The following is a 19,474-nucleotide window of genomic DNA, read 5'->3' as shown; positions in this document are numbered from 1 at the left end:
CCGCGCCCGGCGCGGTCAGCGTTTCTGAGCTCGGTACTGGTTCTGAAGGCTGGTGAGGGCAGCCGGATCCTTCGCCGCATTCAGCTCAGCGAGCAGCGCATCCGGGCAGAAGTCGTACTGGTTCCCCCACCAACGCTTCTGCTTGTTGTCCCAGATTCGATAACCGCCCGGCACCCCGCGAGCGACGTACCGTCGTTTACCCATCCCCCAATTCTGTCACCCGACGCCCGGACAAGCAGCTGATTTAGCGCCCGCTCGTGCTGCACGTGTGCGTTAACCCGGGGGCGTGAACAAGAACCGGTGGCCGTGAACAAGGTACGACCTGTTCACGGCCCCCACCCGGTGTGCACACCCCCAGCTTCCGGCCAGCGCGACCAAACCCACCGGCAGCGCGGCCGGTCCTGGGGATGGCGCGAACTCGCGCTGGACACGCCAGACGCGACGGGCTCGGGTCGCGTTCAGGCACTCAGGGATCGAGGAGACGGGTCATCACTGTCAGCGGGGTTGGTGGGTGGTGAGTGACAGGTGGTTGTCGGGGTTGGTGAGGGTCAGGGGGCCGGCCGTGCTGGTGGTGGCTGTTCGGGTGGCTTGGTGGGAGAGGAGGTCGAGGGTTCGCGGGGCTGGGTGGCCGTAGTCGTTGTCCTGTCCTGCGGAGATGAGGGCCAGGCGGGCTTGGGCGGCGGCGATGAAGGCTGGGTCTTGCTGGGCTGAACCGTGGTGCGGGACTTTCAGGACGTCGGCTCGCAGGTCGGCCCCAGAAGCGAGGATGGCTCGTTGGGACTCGGGTTCGAGGTCCCCGGTGAGCAGGATGCGGAGGCCGGCGGTCTCGACCATCATCGTGATGCTGGCGTTGTTCTCGGGAGAGCCTTCGTCGGTAGGGGTTGCCGAAGACGTACCTGACGACGGCAGGGCTGGGACACGAGCGGGCCAGAGGGTGGTCCAGCTGAGTTGACCGACCACCTGTCTTTCCCGGTAGCTGACGGTACGGATCGCGACTCGGTGCTGGGCGGCCAGATCGGTCACTCGGCGGTACTCCGCAGGCGGCGAGAAATACGGCGTCACCTCCAGTTCATCGACCCGACGACCGTTCAGCACGCCCGCCAGCCCGCCGACATGATCGGCGTGGAAATGGGTGAGCACCACGACAGGGATGTAGTCGATCTTGAGGTCGCGAAGGCAGCGGTTCATCGCGCCAGGGTCGGGGCCCGTGTCGACGACCACCGCACTCCGCTCACCGGCTCGCAACACCAGACCGTCCCCTTGGCCTACGTCACACATCACCAGGATCCAGTCCCGTGGTGGCCAACCGAAGGAACCCACCGGGCGCAGCACGGCGAGGGCTAACACGAGCGCGGCGAGCAGCATCGCGATCGGTCGCGCCAGGATCCGTCGCAGGCCGAAGACGAGCAGGATGCAGAGCACGGTCAGTACGGCGACGCCGACTGCGGTAGCCGGCCAGGGGTTGGCGGCGCCGGGAAGGTCGGCACCGTTGCGGGCGATCAAGAGGATCCATCGCGCCGGCCATCCGGCTGCCCAGCCGATGAGTTGGGCGACGTCGGTACTGATCAGAGCAACGCCGGCTGCGGCGAAGCCGAGGATTGTCGCCGGGCCGACGGCAGGGCCGGCAAGGAGATTGGCGCCTACGGCAACAAGTGATACCTCACCCGAGAGCCAGGCGACGATCGGCGTACAGGCAAGTTGGGCGGCTAGTGGACAGGCGATTGCTTCGGCGAGCCAAGGTGGCAGCCAGTTGGCGAGGGCGTCCCGCCAGCCGGGGCCGAGCAGAACGATGCCGGCGGTGGCGAGGACGGAGAGTGCGAAGCCGGCAGATCGGGCTAGCGAGGTGTCGAGGAGGAGCAGGACGATGACTGCGACCGAGAGGCTGCGCACTGCGCGGCGGCGGCCGTCACCGCTCGTCATGGCGGCAAGGGCGATCAGACCCATCGCGGCTGCTCGGAGAACGCTGGGTTGTGGGCGGGCGAGGATCACGAAAACGACGACAGTCATGACGCCGACCGTGGTCAGGCCGCGAGCGCGGACACCGATCAGACGGGCGCACGGCAGGACGAAGGCGAGCAGGAGCGTGAGATTCGTACCGGACACGGCCGAGAGGTGTGTCAGGCCGGTAGTTTTGAAGTCTTCGGTGAGTTCGTCGGAGAGGGCTGATTCATCACCCATCACCAGAGCGGGCACCAAGCCACGGACATCGGGTGGTTCGTCGGCGACCGCGGCGCGGAGACCGGCACGGACCTGCTCGGCGGCGCGCAGCCACCAGGCTGGATCGCCCAGCGGGCGGGGTGGGGTGCGGACGGAGAGCGTGGCGGCTACGTCGTCGCCGTCCGGCACCGCGTCGAGTCGACCCGTCGCCGCGATTCGCTCGCCGTAGCGGACGTTCCGCCAGCTCTCTCCGGCGATCAGCAGGACCGGCGTACGGACCCGAGTCCCGGGTGAGCCACTGCGCGGGCGGACCTCCTCGACGGTTGCTTGCAGGACGACGTACGGAGGTCGACGGGTGCCTGGAGCGCGGCGGACGACGGGATCGCTGTCGAGCTTCAGGTGGACTTCGACGGTGCTGGATTCGGCGGCGAGTGCGCGGATCGGCCCGGCGCGGAGGCTGTGGGTTTGGAGCGCTGCCGCGAGAGCCATGCCGAGCGCGACCACGAGCACTCCGAGGAGTGCCCAAGCTCTTTGCCCAGCACGGCGGGCGAGGAGGACAGTGACAGTGCCGAGCGTGAGAACTGCAGCGGCAGCCAGAAGGGCGAGTAGGGGGCGATGGGCAACCAGGACGACTGCGGTCAGCCAGCCAGCGGCTGCCGGAGCGAGCAGCCGAACATCTAGCCGGGTATCTGGTTCGTCGGGGCCGGGCGGCGGGTCAGATGCGGACATGGGGCTTCAGGGAGTCGAACTTCTTCGGGCCGACACCGGGGACTTCCTGGAGTTGGTCGACGGTGCTGAAGAGACCGTTCTCGGTCCGGTAGTCGAGGATGCGCTGGGCCAGGACTGGCCCTACTCCGGGGAGGGCATCGAGTTGGGGAACGGTGGCGGTGTTGAGGTTGAGCGGGGTCGATGCGCCGGGGCTCGTCGGGGCTTGAGGTGATGTTGCAGGTTGGGCGGGGAGACCGACGAGGATCTGCTCGCCGTCGGTGAGTTGGCGAGCGAGGTTGAGCGAACTGAGGTCGACGCCACGGAGCGGACCGCCTGCGAGGGTTAGCGCATCAGCCACTCGGGAGCCGGTCGGAGCTCGGACCAGGCCAGGTCGATGGACTTTGCCGGCGACGTGGATGACGACTGTCGCGGTCGGTGGTTTGCCGGAGGGCACTGACGCACCCTGGCCTGGGGTTGGTCCTTGGGCGACCGGTGCCCCGGAGCTGAGGGCCGTTGGTGGGCGGGCATCGGCGACAGGAATCGGGCGAGCCTGGAGAACGGAGCAGGCGGCCCAGCCGAGTCCGGCGAGGAGCACAGCGGCGAGAACGAGGACATGACGGGCGGAGAGTCTCCACCGGGTGCTGCGGACGGCTTCGGGGATCCAGCCAGGCATGGGTCGTCACTCTCCTCCGGTCGCGAACGCCGCGGGCGGCGTGTTTGTCGACAGAGAAAGTACGAGTTTCCGCAGCCGCCCGAACGCCCAATCCGAAGTCTGTGGATAACTGTTTCTTGAGTCGCCGAACTCAAGCGCTGTGGGACCGGCGGGCGTCGACCAATCGCAAGAGTTCCGGCCACTGCCGTGAGTTGCGCCGAGGTGGCGATTCACGGAGTTGTGCTGTCACGGAGCGGCAGTAGGTACCCGTGGATCTCCGCTCGGGGAGGTCAACCGCTGCCGGCCGCATCGCGACGCGCGGAAACGTGGTTTGCGGGGATCTGCTGCCACCCAGCGGCAGCAGATCCCCGCAAAGACGTCCGTGGATCCGTGATCCGTCGCGGTGGCCGAGCACCTCGCCCGCCGCCCCGAAGGTGCTCGTCCCATCCGGCCGCTCGGATCCGGACGGCGGCGTACGCGGTGCCTGGTCGCCGCTGCGGCCGGTTTGCTGAAGGCGCGGTGGCGGGTCGCCAAGGTGGCGGTTGTTTGGGCTTCCGGGCTGTGGTTGGTCCCGACGATCAGGAGGCTCGGTGGGTGACCCGTCGTGGGAAGGCAGGCCGGGCTAGGTCGGGGAGACGACTACGGCGAGCATGCCTGGGCCTACGTGGGCGCCGATGACGGCGCCTACTTCGCGGAGGACGATGTCGCCGGTCAGGGGTAGGCGGTCGGTCAGGCCGTCGGCGAGGGTTTGTGCTTTTTCGAGGCTGGCCAGGTGGTGGACGGCGATGTCGGCCTTCGCGTCGCCGGCTCGCTGGACGGCGATGTCGGCCAGGCGGGCGATGGCTCGGCTCGAGGTGCGGACCTTCTCGAGGGGGACGATGCGGCCGCCCTTGATGGTCAGCAGCGGTTTCACGGCGAGCGCCGTACCGAGGAGGGCTTGGGCGGCGCCGATGCGTCCGCCGCGGCGGAGGTATTCGAGGGTGTCGACGTAGAAGTAGGAGGAGATCGTGGCCATCCGGGCTCGGGCGGCGGCTTCGACGGCGTCCTGGTCCTCCGCCGCGGCTGCGGCGGCCGCGGCGGCCAGGACGGGGAAGCCTAGGCCCATGCCGAGTGAGCGGGAGTCGACGACGCGAACCGGGATCGGGGACTCCTTGGCGCCGATCATCGCCGCCTCGAAGGTGCCGGACATGTCGCCGGAGAGATGGATCGAGACGACCGACTCGGCGCCGGCCGCGGCGCAGGCGGCGTACGTGTCGGCGAAGGTCTGCGGCGCCGGGCGGCTGGTCGAGACCGGGGTGAAGGTCTTCAGCGCCTCCGCGACCGCGTCGGCCGAGGTAGCGCCGTCGTCGTACGACGTTCCGCCGATCACGACCTGGAGCGGTACGACGGTCAGCCCGTGCCGGAGCACCTCGTGCGTGGACAGCCCGGCCGTGGAGTCGGTGACGACGTGCACGCGGGCTGACATGCAGCGAGGTTACCGGAGAGTTTTTGTCGGCGCGCGGTGTCAGGATCAGGAAGATGAGGGAAACGGCGGAAGACGTCAGTGGGTTGCAGGAGCTTCTGGATGCCTCGATCGGGCGGTCGACGGAGCATCTGCGAGCCATCATCACGGATGAGCGCAGACTGGATGCCGCGGACCTCACCCGGATTCTGACCGGCATGCGGGTGCTGAGCCTGGCGACGGTCACCAAGAGCGGCGAGCCGCGGATCAGCGCGGTCGACGGACACTTCCTGCACGCACGCTGGGTGTTCTCGACCGCTGGTTCAGCGGCCAAGGCCAGACATCTGAAGGTCAGACCCGCCGCCAGCGTCTCGTACGTCGACGGGGAGCGGATGGGCGTGTTCAGCCACGGTCAGGTGGAGTTCCTGACGCCCGAGCACCCGGATTTCGCGGAGATCGAGGAGCATCTGGTCGCCCACTACGGCAGTTCGCCGTCGACCTGGGCCGAAGACATCGCGTATTGCCGGTTCCAGCCGAGCTGGATGGTCGGGTACGCGTTCGACAAAGCAGCTGTCACAGACCAAGCGGGGTGAAGGCCGACCCCTCCGGAAGCCTTCACCCCACTCTGTGCTGACTCCCCCTGGATGTCAGCCAAGTCCGTGCCTCGCCGAGCTACTCCCCGTGCCGGATCAGAGTCGATCCGGTCCGACCGCGAGCCCGTCGAGGTCCCGGGAGGCCCCAGCGGCCAACCCAGCCGGCAGGTGACCAGACCCACCAGCTTCCCCGTGTCAGCCGGACCGGCACTCGTCCCCTGTGTCGTGTGCCGTCCGTTTGCTGGGACCTCGCCCCGGGTGCGGTGCCCTGACGGTGCACGGCAACCGGTTCGAGCAGGACAGATCCGTACTCGGCAGCACTCCGGAGCTCACGACAGCCGGTCGGCGCCCCCACCAACCGGCCACCGGATGCCCTCCGCGTCGCCTTCTCCGAACTCGACGGCAATCCAGCCGGCTTCCGTGGCCTCACACGGATCACCCGCCCTTTCGTTGCCCTGTGCCGCTCGGTGTCGGACTCTGCTTCGTGGAACCTGTCCTACGGCTGTAATCCTCGTCGGCACAGCTATGTCAGGACGAGGCAGAACAACCGGCAGTTACCCGGCAGCTTTAGCGGTTCAGCATCATGAGAGGGCAGCGAGCACGTCAGCAGCCAACACCTGTACGGCGGCCGCCGGATCTGCCTGTGGCCAGCCGGGAGCCTGCGAGGCGCGCTCACAGGACTCCTGCAGGACCGCCCAGGCGGTCGGCAGCATCGGAGGGTCCATCGTGCGCTGCCAGGCCAGCAGCTGCCCGCACAGGGCGTCACCGGCCTCGTTCTTCCCGAGAGCGTGCAAGACCGCCACGGCCTCCGGCAGGACCTGCAGGAGGTAGACGACCCGGCCTTCGGCCAGCAGCCGGCTGACCGCGTCCCGAATACAGAGCTGCGCCTGCTCGACGTCTCCCGCCGCGCGGGCCAGCCGGCTGCGGTAGAGCATCACCAGATAGTCGAAGTACCCGCGGTGACCGCGGATGTCGGACTCGGCCTGATCAAGCAGCAGCCGCGCCTCGACGTACTGGCCGTCGTGGAACTCGACCATGGCCAGGCTGCCGGCCACCTTGGTCCGCTCCGGGTCGTCGGAGGCCTGGCTGTCCCGGGCGAGCTCCGCCCAGCGCCGGGCCTCGGCCACGTTCCCCAGCTCGAGCTCGACCCGGCTGAGCGCCATGTAGGCGATCTCGTCCGGATAGACGCCCGGGTTGACCAGCGCGGCCTCCCAGGCGAGCAGAAGCTCTTTGGCCTCCGGCAGCCGTCCCCAGCGCAGCAGCGCGAGCCCACAGATGGCCTGCACGGTCGCTGACCGCTGCACGTCGCCGTGCTTGCGCGCGTCCTCCACCAGGGCTGGGATCTCCGCCAGGCTCTGGGTGTCCAGCAGATGCGAACCGGACGACACCCAACCGCCGCGCGCGACCAACCCCATCTCAGTCTCACCGGGGATCAGCTGCCGCGCCTCGCCGTAGTGCCGCCGGGCTCCGTGCACGTCGCCGGTCAGGTTGGACAGCCGACCGGCGATCGCCCGGAGCATGCCGCCGACCTCCTTGTCGGAGACGTTGTCCGCGCACACCGTCGCCCAGCGGATCCCGCTCTCGGCCACGCTCGCCTGGTACTGCCACGCGATCCGGAATCCGAGCACGATCCGCGCAGCCACATCCCACTGCCCGAGCACGGTCGCCCGCTCCAGCGCCACCTCGAACAGTGCCGAATTCGCATTGGCGGCCCGGTAGCGTCGATCGCGGTCCGGCGAGGACCAGGCGCCCTCGAGCCCCACGACGTACGTCGTACACCACTCGACGGCCCGGTCCTTGAACTCGGTCAGGTCGGCACCCTGCGAGGACAGCCCCGCGTACGCGTGCTCCCGGATCGTCTCGAGCATCTTGTACCGCGCGCCGTACAGCTGCTCGAACTCGTGCACCGGCTGCAGCAGCGACTTGTCCACCAACTCAGCAAGAAGCATCGGTACGTCGGCCGCGTCGATCGGAGCGCCGGTGCACACCCCGACGACCGCGTCGAGGGTGAACGGCGAACCCAGCAGCGAAGCGCGATACAGCAACTGCCGAGCCGCGTCCGACAACGCGTCGACGCTCCACGCGATCGTGTCGGCCAGCGTCCGCTGATGTGGTGCCCCGAACCGCCGCGGCCCGGACAGCAGCCGGAACCGGTCGTCCAGCGCCGCCAGGATCGTCTCCACCGACAGCGACCCGGCCCGAGCGGCCGCCAGCTCCAGAGCGAGCGGCAAGCCGTCCAACCGCCGGCACAAGCGAGCCACAGTACGAGCGTTGTCCGCAGTCAGCTTGAAGTCCGGCCGCACCCGCGTCACCCGCCGGCTGAACATCTCCACCGCCGGACTGGCCGCGATCTCGGCGAAGTCCTCGTCATTCGACGGCACGCCGAGCACCTGCACCCGCCGGACCACCTCGTCGGGCAGTCCGAGCGGGATCCGCGACGTCACCAGCACGCCGACTCCGGGGAAGCTCCGGACCATCCGGTTCGCGACCGTGGCGACCCCGTCGAGCACGTGCTCCGCGTTGTCCTCGACGATCACCAGATCACCCGGCTTCCGGCCGGACAGTACGTCGTCCAGATCCGACGTACCGGGTGCTGTTCCGAAGGCGTCAAGGATCGCGGACGTGACGGCCGCGTCGCGCTGGACGGTGGTCAGGTCGACGACCACCACGGTCGTGTCGACTCCGGAGAACCGGTCAGCCGCCGCGAGCGCCAACTCGGTCTTGCCGACGCCACCAGGGCCGACCAGCGTGACCAGCCGGTTCTGCCGTAGCAACGTTTCCAGCTCCAGCAGCTCCTCCTCGCGGCCGACCAGGCCGTCCGGGATCGGCCGGGTGCCGCGCCAGCGCAGACCGGTCGGAGCAGGATCGGCGACCGAGACGACCGCCCGCGGTGCTGAACCACGACCGGCAGCGGCCAGGAAGCGCTCCGCGTCCTCCGCGCCCAGGCCGAGACCCGTGCTGAGCAGCCGGACCGAATCCTTCCGGGGACGAGCTACCCGGCCGGCCTCCAGCTCGCGGATCGTCCGCACGCTCAGGCCCGCACGCTCGGCGAGCTCCTCCTGGGACAGCCCCGCCTGCACCCTCAAGTCGAGCAAGAGGTCGGCAAAGCTCCGCCCCTGACTGTCCGTCTCCGACAAAGCCCGTCACCCCCAAACGTTCCCGACACAACATAGCGTGAGCGGGACGTTCGCGTCGGGCTGATCGGCGTGCGGGACGGCGACCTCGATCACACCAGGTAGTTGCGCGCGGCAACCACCCTGAAGCGAAAAGGGATCTTCAGGCGCTCGCGCGCACCGGTACGTCGTCGGCCGCGTAGAGGGCGAACACGCTGTCCCAGTCGTCGCGCCGGGCCAGCGCCTCGGCGTGACCGAGCTCGGCGTTCACCCGGCTGCCCGCGCAGATGCCCTGCGTCGCGCGGATCAGAAGTTCGGCGCAGTGGTCACGCACGGTGTCGAGGGCTGCCATGTCCACCAGTGAACAGGGAGCGTGTTTCGCCTACGTAACGGTGCGGGCAACGCCACGATAAGTCACTAAGTATTAACCTGCGAGGAAAGACAACCGGACCTGTCGTTCCGGGTTGTCGACGTTGGTGTCGACCAGACAGATCGACTGCCAGGTGCCCAACGTCAGCCGCCCGTCGAGCACTGGAACAGTCGCGTACGGCGGGATGAGCGCCGGCAGCACGTGGTCGCGGCCGTGGCCTGGCGTACCGTGCCGATGCCGCCAGGCGAACTCGCGGGGCAGCAACTCCTCGAGCACCCGGAGCAGGTCGGTGTCACTGCCCGCACCGGTCTCCAGGATTGCCACTCCGGCCGTCGCATGCGGCACGAAGACGTGCAGCAGGCCGTCGCCCCGGCCGGAGACGAACTCCTCGCACCGGCTCGTGAGGTCGAGAACGACCTCACGAGTCCCGGTCCGAAGATCAATCAGCTCGGAGTCCATCAGGCAGGGACGATGTTGACCAGCTTCGGCGCCCGCACGATCACCTTGCGGGTCCCGCGGCCGTCCAGCGCCTTCAGCACGGCCGCCGAGGACAGGGCCAACTGCTCCAGCTCGGCGTCGGTGATGTCCGGTGCGACCTCCAGCCGGTCCTTCACCTTGCCGGCGATCTGGACCACGCAGGTCACGGTGTCCTCGACCAGCAGCGCCGGGTCGACCTTCGGCCAGCCAGCCTTGGCGACCGTCGGCTCGTGACCCAGCTCCTCCCACATCTCCTCGGCCGTGTACGGCGCGATCAGGCTCAGCATGATCGCGGTCGCCTCGACCGCCTCCCGCACCGCCGGGTCGGCCGCACCGGCACCGGAGTCGATCGTCTTGCGGGTCGCGTTGACCAGCTCCATGATCCGGGCGACCACGACGTTGAAACGCATCGAGTCGATCAGCTCGGACGCGTCGGCCACCGTCTTGTGGGTGATCCGGCGCAGCGCGACGTCACCGCCGGCCGGGTCGGTCCCGGCCGGGGACTCGACCGCACCGGCCAGCCGCCAGGCCCGCTGCAGGAACTTCAGCGCACCACCCGGCGACATGTCCGCCCAGTCGATGTCGTCGGCCGGCGGACCGGCGAACACCATCGTCAGCCGGACCGCGTCCACACCGAACTCGTCCAGCTGGTCGCCCAGGTTCACACCGTTGCCCAGGGACTTGCTCATCGACTTGCCCTCGTTGATGACCTGGCCCTGGTTCAGCAGCCGGGTGAACGGCTCGACCACCGTCAGCAGGCCCATGTCGTGCAGCGCCTTGACGAAGAACCGCGCGTACAGCAGGTGCAGTACGGCGTGCTCCTTGCCACCGACGTACTGGTAGACCGACATCCAGCGCTCGGCCATGCCCGGGTCGAACGGACCCTCGGTGTACTCGGGCGACAGGTAGCGCAGGAAGTACCACGAGGAGTCGACGAAGGTGTCCATCGTGTCGGTGTCGCGCTCAGCAGGCCCACCGCACTTCGGGCAGGGCACCTCCACCCACTCCCGGGCAGCGGCCAGCGGGGAGACGCCCTTGGGCGACAGGTCCGACCCGCGCAGGTCGGGCAGCTCCACCGGCAACTGGTCGTCCGGAACCGGCACCTCACCACAGGCGGGGCAATGGATGATCGGGATCGGCGCACCCCAGAAGCGCTGCCGGCTCAGCAGCCAGTCGCGCAGCCGGAAGTTGATCGTCCGCTCGCCCAGGCCCTTCTCCTCCAGCCAGTCGATGGTCCGCGACTTGGCCTCGGCGACCTCCAGCCCGTCCAGGCTCAGCTCGGCGTTCGAGCTGTTGATGGCCGGTCCGTCGCCGGTGAAGGCCTTGCCGTCGAAGTCCGCGGTCGGCTGCACGGTGCGCACGATCGGCAGGCCGAACTTCTCCGCGAACTCCCAGTCCCGGCTGTCCTGTCCGGGCACGGCCATGATCGCGCCGGTGCCGTAGTCGGCCAGCACGTAGTCGGCCGCCCAGATCGGGATCCGCTGGCCGGTGACCGGGTTGACGGCGTACGAGCCCAGGAAGACACCGGTCTTGTCCCGGTCGGTGCTCAGGCGCTCGATCTCGGTGGTCGCCTTGACGGCCCGCAGGTACTCGTCGAAGGCGTCCTGCTGATCCGGAGTCACCAGGTCGGCGGCCAGGTGCGCGTCCGGGGCGACCACCAGGAAGGTGGCGCCGAACAGCGTGTCCGGACGCGTCGTGAAGACGCGAATGGGCTCGGAGCGACCCTCGACCTGGAACTCGGCGAACGCACCCTCGGAGCGGCCGATCCAGTTGCGCTGCTGCAGCAGGATCTCTTCCGGCCACTGCAGCAGATCCATGTCGTCCAGCAGCCGCTGCGCGTACTCGGTGGTCTTGAAGTACCACTGCGTCAGCTCACGCTTGGTGACCTCGAAGCCACAGCGCTCACACCGCCCCTGCACGACCTGCTCGTTGGCCAGCACGGTCTGGTCGTTCGGGCACCAGTTCACGTACGACGCCTTGCGGTACGCCAGGCCGCGCTCGTAGAACCGCGTGAACAGCCACTGCGTCCACCGGTAGTACTCCGGGTCGGACGTGTGCAGCCGCTTGGACCAGTCGAAGCTCATCGCGTAGCGACGGATCGACTCGGCCTGCGTCTCGATGTTGGCGTACGTGTACGTCGCCGGGTGCTCGTTGCGCTTGATGGCCGCGTTCTCGGCCGGCAGCCCGAACGAGTCCCAGCCGATCGGGTTCAGTACGTCGTACCCCTGCTGGAACCAGTAGCGCGACAGCACGTCGTGCAGCGCGAACACCTCGGCGTGCCCCATGTGCAGGTCGCCGGAGGGGTAGGAGAACATCGTGAGCGCGTAGCGCCGCTCGGCCGAGCCGTCGTCCTTCGCCTTGAACGGGTCCAGCTTCTCCCACACCGGACGCCACTTGGCCTGCATCGCATTGAAGTCGTAGCCACCCCGGTCGATGGGGGTGTCCTCCACGTGCTCGCTCACGGTCCTACTCCCGCTCGTGTTTGTGTTCGAGTTGAGCCTTGAAATAAAAAAGCCCCTCACTCAGGAGGGGACGCCGTACGGGCCGGCGCTGGAAGCGCCTGAATGCCGGTACGGCTAACTAAGGAGCAGGCTCACTCGCATGGGACCACGATAGCACCACCGGCTGTACCTATCGGGCACTCCGTACTGGGCCCCCGGGCAGAAGGCGCAGGAGAACCACTGAGACCGCCGGACCCGTAGTTAGCGTCGTAGGCAATCGCAACGACGTAGGGGGAACGCACCACATGAAGCACCTGGGCAAGACTGCCGCGACCGCCGCACTCGTGCTGACCGCGCTGGCCACTCCGGCCGCCGTGGCACTGCAGGCCGACGACAAGCCCGCACAGAGCACGGTGAAGCTGACCGGGGACGAGTGGGTCCGCACCGAGCTGTTCTTCGGTACCGACAAGCCCGGACCGGATGTCTCGGACTACCAGTTCCAGAAGTTCGTGGACTCCACCATCACGCCGCGCTTCCCGGACGGCCTCACCGTGCTGTCCGGCCAGGGCCAGTGGAAGGAGACCAAGGGCATCGTCAAGGAGCGCTCGAAGGTCCTCATCATCGTCTACCCGATCGACGGCGCCGATGAGAGCAGCAAGAAGATCGAAGAGATCCGCGGCCTCTACGAGAAGAAGTTCCAGCAGGAGTCCGTCCTCCGGGCCGACAGCACCGAGTACGTCTCCTTCTGACCCCACAGGCGGCCGGCGCAGCGCGGTGTCGACCCCGCGCTGCGCCGGTCCTTCCAGTTAGACGAACTCCGTACCACCAGAGCGCCGGTGCTCCCCCGGTGTGCGCCCGTAGTGCCGCTTGAACGCAGTAGAGAACGGCCGCACGTCTGAATACCCACAGGCCCGAGCCACCGCAGTGACCGTGAGCGCCGGGTCAAGCAACAGCTGAGCGGCCAACTCCAGCCGGAGCCGCCAGAGCGTCGCCATGATCGACGCACCGGTCTGCTGCGTGAACAGCCGCTCCGCATGGCGCTCAGACAGGTGTACGACGGCCGCCACGTCCCGGACCGTGATCGGCCGGGACAGGTTGTCCCGCAGATGCCGCTGCATCGCCTCGACCACCAGCAGCCCGCGATCACGCCGTACCGGCTCGACAGCCAAGTCATCGTCCAGCGCAAACGCACGCGCGGTCTCAAGAACCAGAGTCCCGCCAAGAGCACCCAGTACGGCGTTGTAGCCGGAGACGGGTGCAGCGGCCTCAGCTGCGAGCGCGGTGATCAGGGCGGGCAGAGTGCCGACCCGGTCCGACAGGACTGGTCCGTCAGCTCGGGTAAGCCCGGACCACCAGCCAGGCTCGTCAGAACCCGGGCGGAAGGTGAAGCCCCAGAAGGCGATCCCCAACGGCTCCGCGTGGCTCGACTCGATCTCGTGGACATCCCCTGGTCGCGCCAGGAACACCGACCCCGGAGCGACGTCGTACTGGACAGTGCCGTTGTTGAAGCGGCCGGAGCCCGAGTAGGCAAGGCAGACCTCGTGGAACGAGTGGCTGTGCCAGTAGTTGCGCCAGTACTCCGGGCGGTAGTGCCCCCAGCTCAGGAAGTCCGCGCGGAACCCGTCGACCTCGCAGGACTCGAGCAGTCCGGCGAGGTCGACGAAACGGTCCGCGTCAGCGACATCCGAGAGGGTCAAACATTGCTCCGCCCAGTTGGGTCGACTCCACGCAGCATCATGCCCTGCCCGAGTGACCACTCGTGGGTCTTGACCGTCGGCGGGTCCGCCGGGTCGCGGTACTGAACCAGCCAGGTCGTGCGGGGCTGGTCGCTCACGTTCACGCCGGAGCCGTGCACAGTCAGGTAGGTGAAGAACAGCACGTCCCCCGCCTCGGCCGGCTGCGGCGTCGCGTCGTCGAACGGCACATCCGTCAGGTGGAAGGAGCCTTCGGGGTCGTGCTCGCGCGGTCCGGACTTGTGACTGCCCGGAATGATCCGCACGCAGCCCTTCTCGACCGGTGCGTCGTCGAAGTGGAAGATCGCCGCCCCGACCCGGTGGTACTGGTGCGGGAAGAACGGGTAGTCCTGGTGCAGCGGGAACGGCGACCCGTTCTCCGGCGGCTTCACGAACAGCTTGGTGTGATGCAGCTGAACGTTGTCCACGCCCATCACCGCAGCGGCCACATCCGTGAACCGCGGGTCGACCAGCAGCTTCGCGAACTCCGCATCGTAGAACTGCGCGTCATGCAGATGCTGCAATCGAGTCGCCCCGTCGGCCAGCCCCATCGCGGACTGCCACGTCGGATCGTCCTTACGGTTCAGCTGCCCCAGCAACTCATGACTGCGGCCACGAAAATAAGCCGCCTCCTCCTTGCTGAGCAGGCCTTTCACCAACACGAAACCCTCGTCGGCATACTGCTGTGCCAGGCTCGACAACTCCGGCCGGGCCGAGGTGATCGTCATCTCGAAGCTCCTCCTGTTCGGGTACTTCGAGCCTAAGAACATCGGCGCCCGCACGGGAGGACCCCGCCGGACGCCAATGTTCGTCAAACGGACATCCCCAAAAGCCATCGCCACCCGCCTCCGCGCCCCGGCGTCGTACAGAGCCGTCCTCATCTCCCGACCTTGAGCACCCATCAACCATTCGGGGGCGCCAAAAACGACTGATCCGTGCTCAAGGTCAGCGATACTCCCCGATCGCAAGCACCAGGGCTGCGGTGAAGCAGGAGACGTTCACCTCCTGCTTCACCGGGGTCCGATGCCAACTACAAACCGAGCTGCCCCAGCCGGACGCTGATGCGGGGGTCGGTGGAGATTACTGGGGACTCCGAATGCACCCAGGGGTCGCCGTCGAAGTAGGTCTGGAAGATCTTCTCGGCTGTGCGGGTGGCCAGTGCCTGGGAGGTGAGGGTCGGGTTGGGGCCGCCGAGGCCGTTGGGGAGGGCTGAGTTGTCGGCGATGAAGAGGCGCTTCACCGCGCGCGACTCGCCGCGGGGGTCGAGGACCGAGTTGTTCTCGGATTCGCCCATCCGCATCGAGGACTGGACGTGCAGGATGAGCGGGGCCCAGTCGATGCGGTAGACCTTCTTGGCGCCGGCGCCGCGTAGGAGCTCGGCGGCCTTGCGGGCCATGAACTCGCGGTTCTTCAGGGTCCGCTTGGTGCGCTGACGCTGCTTGAAGGTGACCTTCGGGATCGGGCCGTTCTCGTCGGCGGGCAGCGCCGAGAGGGTGACGCGGTTCTGCGCCTCGACGTCGTCGTCGGTGATCACCAGCACGGTCAGCAGCTTGTCGATGCCACCGCTGAGCAGCTCCTTCAGCTCCGGCCCGGCCACGCGCCCGGCCGGTCCGTCCCACGGCCCGGTCGCGCCCCGGCCGTTCTTGTACTGTCCGCGGATCCCGCTGTCCGACAGCGAGGCCGAGAAGGCGCTCAGCGCCGGCGGCAGCCCGACGTTCTCCAGACCCCCGTACGGCGGGTAGTCCAGCCGCGCGCTCGATCCGACGCCCTTCGGGTTGCCGGTGTAGTCGTCGAACGACCCGATCATCCAGTCGAAGAAGTGATCGGTGTAGCCGCGGCCGACCCAGTCGTTCGGGTTCGGCAGGCCGCTGTTGAACCAGAGCCGCGGGTTCTCGGTGCAGCCACCGGCCATCACGACGACCTTCGCGTCCTCGCGATGCTCGTCACCGGTCACGTTGTCCCGCCACGTCACCCCCGACGCGGTCAGTACGCCGTTGCGCTTCTCGGCGTGCACGCGGGTCACATAGGCATCCGCGATCAGCTCGGCCGGGCGGCCACCAGTCGCCCAGACCTCGGCGGTCAGTGCCATCGGCACATAACTGTTGTCGGTCGACCGCTTCGCGAACTGGTTGCGCGGGGCCCCATTCGGCCGCATGCAGCCCTGGAAGCAGTAGCCGCAGAACGTGCAGCCCTTGGCCTGCGGGAAGTTCAGCAGGTTCTTGTCCGAGGTCTTCCCAGCCGTGCCCTGCGGCTGCAGGATCGCGTTCTCCTGCGGCCGGTACGACGGCCGGTGCGTGGTCTTCGTGGTCTGAACCGGGAGCCCCATCGTCTCGGCGCCCTTGAAGAACATCTGCTCCTTGTGGCCCATCGCCGCCGTCTGGACCGGCATCAGCGCCTCGACCCATTCGAAGTACGGAACCATTTCCTTGTACGTGAACGGGAACCGGTGCTTCACGTCGTACTCGTTGCGGTCGGCACCGTCGTACCCCTTGAACACTCCGGGGTAGGCGCGCGGGTAATTGCCGTAGAAGTGCTGCGTGGTGCCGCCGACACCGGACAGCTGCCAGACGAACGAGTTCTGCGGCCACTCCCGATACCAAGCGGGCTTCGACCGGTCGGTCGGGCCGAGCCGGAAGTAGCCGCTCAGCGGGTTGTTCGCGTCGTTCTCGAAGGTCGTCCACTCGTCCCGCGGCTTCGCGTGCCGAGGCCCGGCCTCCAGCACCAGTACGTCGAGCCCCTTCGCCGCGAGCTCCTTGGCGACCACGGGTCCACCACCGCCGGCCCCGATCACAATGACATCGCGCATCAGTCGTGCACCTCCGTACGCCCTTGGTAGTAGCCGATGAAGTCGTCCCAGCCCTCGACCGGACCGTCCGGCTGGTAGCCGGACAGCTGCCAGGAGACCGGCCGCTTCTTCAGCGTCCGGGTCTTCGGATCGAAGACGGCATACTCGCTGTAGGCGCCGAAGGTGCCGAACTCGATCAGCGCACCACCGACGAACTTCAGCAGCCCGGAGACCGATGCCTTCAACGGCTCGGGGAACTGCACGTCCAGCAACGCGACCAGATCCGCGTCGGTCTTCTCGATCAGCTCAAAAGCAGACGCCTTCTCGGCGTACGTCAGCCGCGCGAACGGCGACAGGTGCGGACCGTTCACTGCGAGTGGGTTGACCTGCGTCGCCATCAGGTTGAGCAGCATGGCGATCGGGAGCGACAGCGGAAGCGCCTCGTCGCTCTGCAGAACCGCTGCGAGCGCCTGGTCGAGCTTCCGGAGCTCCGGAGGCAGCAATTCCAGCCCGGGCAGCACGATCCCGGTGTCGGCCAGGCCGGTCACCATCGCCGCGCCGATCGGCTGCGCCAGCGCATCCGGGAACGGGACGAAGTTGTCCAGGGACTCGATGATGAAGTCGGTCGCGCCGGACTCCATCGCGCCGGGAGTCTTGCTGACCGTGCCCTGCGTGCGTGAATAAGCATCCGGGCCGGGCTGGCAGAAGACCGTCAACCCGTTCATGGTGTCGCGGGCGAGCGCCGCGAGGACGGGGCGGAGAAGATCCACCGTGGGCGGAAGAAGGGGATTCGTGGCGGCGTCGGCGGGGTTGAGCAGGCTGCGTGTCAGCAGCCCGCCTCCGCCCAGCGCCGCGCCCAGAATCCCGATCCGGGCGAGGAACGCCCTTCGGGCAAGAGGAACTGCTGTAGGCATACGGGTCCTTCGGCAGATGGGGGCCACGCCGGAGATCCCGCAGGGGGTGGAACCACCGGCACCACTGGTCCTACAACGACCAGTGGTGCCGACAGGTCACTCGTTTGTTGAAACCGGTACGGCTATCGGTCGCAGCCGGGCCCACAGGACGAACACGGCCGTGAACACCAGCATCCCGATTCCGCCCCACAGGTTGATGTTCAGCCCGTCGGCCTTGTCCACCTCGGCCGGGTCGGCGATCACCCCGAGGATCGTCAGCACGACGCCGTAGATCCCGATCAGGGCCGCGATCACGATCCGGATGTCGAACGCGCCTGGCTTCTTTTCGACAGGCACTGCTTTCTTCTCTGCCATCTCGAGCCTCTCCCGGTCAGCCGAAGACGATGTTCAGGACGATGACCATGGCCAACGAGATGCCGGCCAGCACGGTCGGCTTGCGGTACCAGCCGTGATCGCCCGCCTGCGCGGTCTCGGTCCGATCCTCCTTCGGGGTCAGCGAATACACCAGCCCCTTCAGCTCCGCGTCCGTCTTCGGGCGGGTCAACGCACTGACCAGGAGGCTCACCAGGATGTCGACCACGAAGGCCGCACCCGCTCCGACGAAGCTCGCGCCCTGCCCTGGCAGGTTGATCACCCCGGTCTCGGACAGGATGAACACCAGCACGGCTGTCGACGTACCGCTGACCAGACCGATCCAGCCGGCCGCGGCCGTCATCCGCTTCCAGAACATACCGAGGATGAACGTGGCGAACAGCGGCGCGTTGAAGAACGAGAACAGCTGCTGCAGGTAATCCATCAGGTTGCTGTAGCCGGACGCGATCGCCGCCGTACCGATCGCGACGATGGTGCCGCCGACGGTCAGCCAGCGACCGGTCCGCAGGTAGAACGCGTCGTCGCGGTCCTTGATGATGTACCGCTCGATCAGGTCGTACGTGACGACCGTGTTGAACGAGCTCAGGTTCGCCGCCATACCGGCCATGAACGAGGCCAGCAGACCCGTGATCGCCAACCCCAGCATGCCGTTCGGCAACAGGTCGCGCATCAGCAGCAGCAACGCGTCGTTGTAGGTCACCGACCCACTGCCGGTCTTCTTCAGCTCTTGCAGCTCCGGTACGGCGACCGCCGCGATGATGCCCGGGATGATCACGATGAACGGGATGAACATCTTCGGGAACGAACCGATGATCGGGGTCCGCCGGGCCGCCGACATGTTCTTCGAGGCCAGCGCTCGCTGCACCTCGACGAAGTTCGTCGTCCAGTAACCGAAGGACAGCACGAAGCCGAGACCGAAGACCAGACCGATCACCGACAGGAAGCTGTTGTTGAACCCACTCAGCTCGTTACCCGGCCAGGCGCTCAACTGCTCGGCGCCGCCAGGCGAGGCCGTGACCTTGTCGACCAGACCCTGCCAGCCGCCGACCTTGTGCAGGCCGATCAGTGTCAGCGGCAACAATGCCGCCACGATCACGAAGAACTGCAGGACCTCGTTGTAGATCGCCGCCGACAGACCGCCCAGCGTGATGTAGCTGAGCACGATCGCGGCCGCGATGATCAGCGAGAGCCAGATCGGCCAGCCGAGCAGCACGTTGACGATGGTGGCCAGCAGGAACAGGTTCACGCCCGCGATCAGCACCTGCGCGACGGCGAAGCTGATCGCGTTCACCAGGTGCGCGGGTTTGCCGAACCGGCGCAGCATGAACTCGGGAACGCTACGGACCTTGGAGCCGTAGTAGAACGGCATCATCACGACGCCGAGGAACAGCATCGCCGGGATCGCGCCGATCCAGAAGTAGTGCACGGTCGGCATGCCGTACTGCGCGCCGTTCGCGGACATCCCCATGATCTCGATCGCGCCGAGGTTGGCCGAGATGAAGGCCAGGCCGGTCACCCAGGCGGGCAGCGAGCGGCCGGACAGGAAGAAGTCCAGACTGCTCGAGACCGCGCGTTTGGCCAGGTAGCCGATGCCCAGCACGAAGGCGAAGTACGTCGCGATGATGACGTAGTCGACCGCGTTCGCATCGAGTCTCAGGACGGAGTCAAGTGGCAGCATCGGCCCTCCGGGTCAGTATGTGACGCACAGTGTTGTTACC

General features: G+C 67.6%; 16 protein-coding genes. 2 read left to right on the top strand and 14 right to left on the bottom strand.

All coding sequences use genetic code 11. From position 1 onward, the window contains the following. Positions 1-15: 15 nt before the first annotated feature. The 4 genes from OG474_RS31825 to OG474_RS31810 all read right to left on the bottom strand — a co-directional run bounded on the left by OG474_RS31825 (position 16) and on the right by OG474_RS31810 (position 4,982). The gene (locus tag OG474_RS31825) at positions 16-204 is read right to left on the bottom strand and encodes a hypothetical protein (RefSeq protein WP_405057296.1); all 189 of its coding nucleotides are present in this window, start codon (positions 202-204) and stop codon (positions 16-18) included. Between the two features lie 291 nt (positions 205-495). Then, the gene (locus OG474_RS31820) at positions 496-2,886 is read right to left on the bottom strand and encodes a ComEC/Rec2 family competence protein (RefSeq protein WP_405057295.1); all 2,391 of its coding nucleotides are present in this window, start codon (positions 2,884-2,886) and stop codon (positions 496-498) included. Next, positions 2,873-3,538 (bottom strand): helix-hairpin-helix domain-containing protein, encoded by a 666-nt coding sequence (locus OG474_RS31815; protein WP_405057294.1) that lies wholly within the window; start codon positions 3,536-3,538, stop codon positions 2,873-2,875. Before OG474_RS31815 ends, OG474_RS31820 begins: the two co-directional genes overlap by 14 nt. A 601-nt stretch (positions 3,539-4,139) precedes the next feature. Continuing rightward, the gene (locus tag OG474_RS31810) at positions 4,140-4,982 is read right to left on the bottom strand and encodes a DegV family protein (RefSeq protein ID WP_405057293.1); all 843 of its coding nucleotides are present in this window, start codon (positions 4,980-4,982) and stop codon (positions 4,140-4,142) included. A 53-nt stretch (positions 4,983-5,035) separates the two neighbouring features. Between OG474_RS31810 and OG474_RS31805 the strand changes: the two genes are divergently transcribed. After that, a complete protein-coding gene (locus OG474_RS31805; protein ID WP_405057292.1) occupies positions 5,036-5,551 on the top strand; it encodes a pyridoxamine 5'-phosphate oxidase family protein in 516 nt (171 codons plus the stop codon). Between the two features lie 581 nt (positions 5,552-6,132). On the opposite strand, the gene OG474_RS31800 is transcribed toward OG474_RS31805, so the two are convergent. From OG474_RS31800 to leuS, 4 genes are all read right to left on the bottom strand, one after another. Continuing rightward, positions 6,133-8,688 carry an ATP-binding protein gene (locus OG474_RS31800; RefSeq protein ID WP_405057291.1) on the bottom strand — a complete coding sequence of 852 codons (2,556 nt, stop codon included), beginning with the start codon at positions 8,686-8,688 and terminating at the stop codon, positions 6,133-6,135. 139 nt (positions 8,689-8,827) lie between these two features. Further along, positions 8,828-9,016 (bottom strand): hypothetical protein, encoded by a 189-nt coding sequence (locus OG474_RS31795; protein ID WP_405057290.1) that lies wholly within the window; start codon positions 9,014-9,016, stop codon positions 8,828-8,830. A gap of 72 nt (positions 9,017-9,088) precedes the next feature. Then, positions 9,089-9,493 carry a secondary thiamine-phosphate synthase enzyme YjbQ gene (locus tag OG474_RS31790; protein WP_405057289.1) on the bottom strand — a complete coding sequence of 135 codons (405 nt, stop codon included), beginning with the start codon at positions 9,491-9,493 and terminating at the stop codon, positions 9,089-9,091. After that, entirely contained in the window at positions 9,493-11,961 is a 2,469-nt protein-coding gene (gene leuS, locus OG474_RS31785) for a leucine--tRNA ligase (RefSeq protein ID WP_405064635.1), read from the bottom strand. Before leuS ends, OG474_RS31790 begins: the two co-directional genes overlap by 1 nt. Before the next feature lie 296 nt (positions 11,962-12,257). Here leuS and OG474_RS31780 point away from each other — a divergent pair, with 296 nt between their 5' ends. Further along, the gene (locus tag OG474_RS31780) at positions 12,258-12,701 is read left to right on the top strand and encodes a DUF3574 domain-containing protein (RefSeq protein ID WP_405057288.1); all 444 of its coding nucleotides are present in this window, start codon (positions 12,258-12,260) and stop codon (positions 12,699-12,701) included. 57 nt (positions 12,702-12,758) lie between these two features. Here the strand turns inward: OG474_RS31780 and OG474_RS31775 are convergent, their stop codons facing one another. The 6 genes from OG474_RS31775 to OG474_RS31750 all read right to left on the bottom strand — a co-directional run bounded on the left by OG474_RS31775 (position 12,759) and on the right by OG474_RS31750 (position 19,431). Next, a complete protein-coding gene (locus OG474_RS31775) occupies positions 12,759-13,649 on the bottom strand; it encodes a helix-turn-helix domain-containing protein (RefSeq protein ID WP_405057287.1) in 891 nt (296 codons plus the stop codon). Then, positions 13,646-14,413 carry a phytanoyl-CoA dioxygenase family protein gene (locus OG474_RS31770; protein ID WP_405057286.1) on the bottom strand — a complete coding sequence of 256 codons (768 nt, stop codon included), beginning with the start codon at positions 14,411-14,413 and terminating at the stop codon, positions 13,646-13,648. Before OG474_RS31770 ends, OG474_RS31775 begins: the two co-directional genes overlap by 4 nt. 302 nt (positions 14,414-14,715) lie before the next feature. Next, positions 14,716-16,491 (bottom strand): GMC family oxidoreductase N-terminal domain-containing protein, encoded by a 1,776-nt coding sequence (locus OG474_RS31765; protein WP_405057285.1) that lies wholly within the window; start codon positions 16,489-16,491, stop codon positions 14,716-14,718. Continuing rightward, positions 16,491-17,384 (bottom strand): hypothetical protein, encoded by an 894-nt coding sequence (locus OG474_RS31760; RefSeq protein WP_405057284.1) that lies wholly within the window; start codon positions 17,382-17,384, stop codon positions 16,491-16,493. The genes OG474_RS31765 and OG474_RS31760 overlap by 1 nt, the downstream gene beginning before the upstream one ends. A gap of 96 nt (positions 17,385-17,480) precedes the next feature. Then, positions 17,481-17,720 carry a hypothetical protein gene (locus tag OG474_RS31755; RefSeq protein WP_405057283.1) on the bottom strand — a complete coding sequence of 80 codons (240 nt, stop codon included), beginning with the start codon at positions 17,718-17,720 and terminating at the stop codon, positions 17,481-17,483. 34 nt (positions 17,721-17,754) lie between these two features. Continuing rightward, positions 17,755-19,431: a sodium:solute symporter family protein gene (locus OG474_RS31750; protein ID WP_405064634.1), complete on the bottom strand. Its 1,677-nt coding sequence runs from the start codon at positions 19,429-19,431 to the stop codon at positions 17,755-17,757. Between the last annotated feature and the right edge of the window lie 43 nt (positions 19,432-19,474).

The sequence above is a fragment of the Kribbella sp. NBC_01505 genome, from assembly GCF_045040285.1.
Lineage (GTDB): Bacteria > Actinomycetota > Actinomycetes > Propionibacteriales > Kribbellaceae > Kribbella.
The sequence above is the reverse complement of the archived record's forward strand: the minus strand, read 5'-3'. Positions and strand labels throughout refer to the sequence as shown.